A 1,279-nucleotide genomic window follows, 5' to 3' on the forward strand; every position below is an offset into this window, starting at 1 on the left:
TCTTCAATGAAGCCGAACAGGCCGCGGATGAGGACGCCGCCGACAACGAAGATGGCGGCGTCGTTGTCCTGCCGGACACGGGCTTGCCAGCGAGCGAAGGGGCGACGGGAAAGAAGCGCGGCCGCAAGGCCTTGCCGGAAAACCTGCCGCGCGAGCGCGTCGAGTATGACCTTCCCGACGATCAGAAGGCTTGTCCTTGCTGCCGTCACCAGATGCATCGCATGGGCGAGGCCGTTACCGAGCAACTTCATATCGAGGTGAAGGCGAAGGTCCTGCAGAATGTGCGGTTCAAGTATGCTTGCCGTCATTGCGAGCGTACCGGCATCAACACGCCGGTCGTGACCGCGCCGATGCCCGCGCAACCCTTGCCGGGCAGCATCGCCACGGCCTCGACGCTGGCCTTCGCGCTCGTTCACAAATACGTCGACGGCACACCGCTCTACCGCCTGGCGCAGGCCTTCGAGCGCGCGGGCGTTCCTGTCAGCCGTGGCGCTCTGGGTCACTGGGTGATCGGCTCGAGCGAAAAGCATCTCGCCCGCATCTATGACGTGCTGAAGCTGCGGCTCAGATCGCAGCCCCTCATCCATGGCGACGAGACCACGGTCCAGGTGCTGAAGGAAATGGACAGAGAGGCCACCAGCACCTCGTACATATGGGCATACCGGAGCGGCCACGACAGTGACGAGCCGATCGTGCTGCTCGATTATCAGCCGGGTCGCGGCCAGATACACCCGCAGACCTTCTTGGGCGATTACCGCGGCATCGTGATGAGTGACGGTTATTCCGCCTGGCGCACGCTGGAAGGGGCAACGCATCTTGGCTGCATGGCCCATTCCAGGCGGCGCTTCGTCGATGCCCTAAAGGCGAGGAAGAAAGGCGGCGGCCCGCCGGAACAGGCGCTCCGGTTCTTTGAACAGCTCTATCGGGTTGAAAGGCAGGCGCGGAACGAAATCCCCGATGACGGCGAAACGCGAGATCACTGCATTCGCCGCTTCCGCCAGCAACATAGTGTCCCGATCCTCCAGGCTCTCAAGGCATGGCTCGACGACATCGCCCCAAAAGTCTTGCCGGACAGCAAGCTCGGCGACGCCGTCTCCTACACCCTGAACCAATGGGGATATCTGACTCGTTACACCGAGGACGGCAGCATGCCGATCGACAACAATCTTCTCGAGCGTGACATCAGAATCTTTGCCACTGGCCGGAAAAGTTGGCTGTTCAGCGATACCGTCGACGGAGCCAGGGCCAGCGCCGTCATCTACAGCCTGATGTTGACCTG

General features: G+C 62.2%; 1 protein-coding gene. It reads left to right on the forward strand.

Features of this window, described 5'->3' with window-relative positions; all coding sequences use genetic code 11:
• Positions 1-1,279: IS66 family transposase (gene tnpC / locus NKH30_RS33020; RefSeq protein ID WP_352998155.1), on the forward strand; the 1,279-nt coding region annotated here is incomplete at both ends.

It is taken from the genome of Mesorhizobium sp. M1273 (genome assembly GCF_040318195.1).
GTDB lineage: Bacteria > Pseudomonadota > Alphaproteobacteria > Rhizobiales > Rhizobiaceae > Mesorhizobium.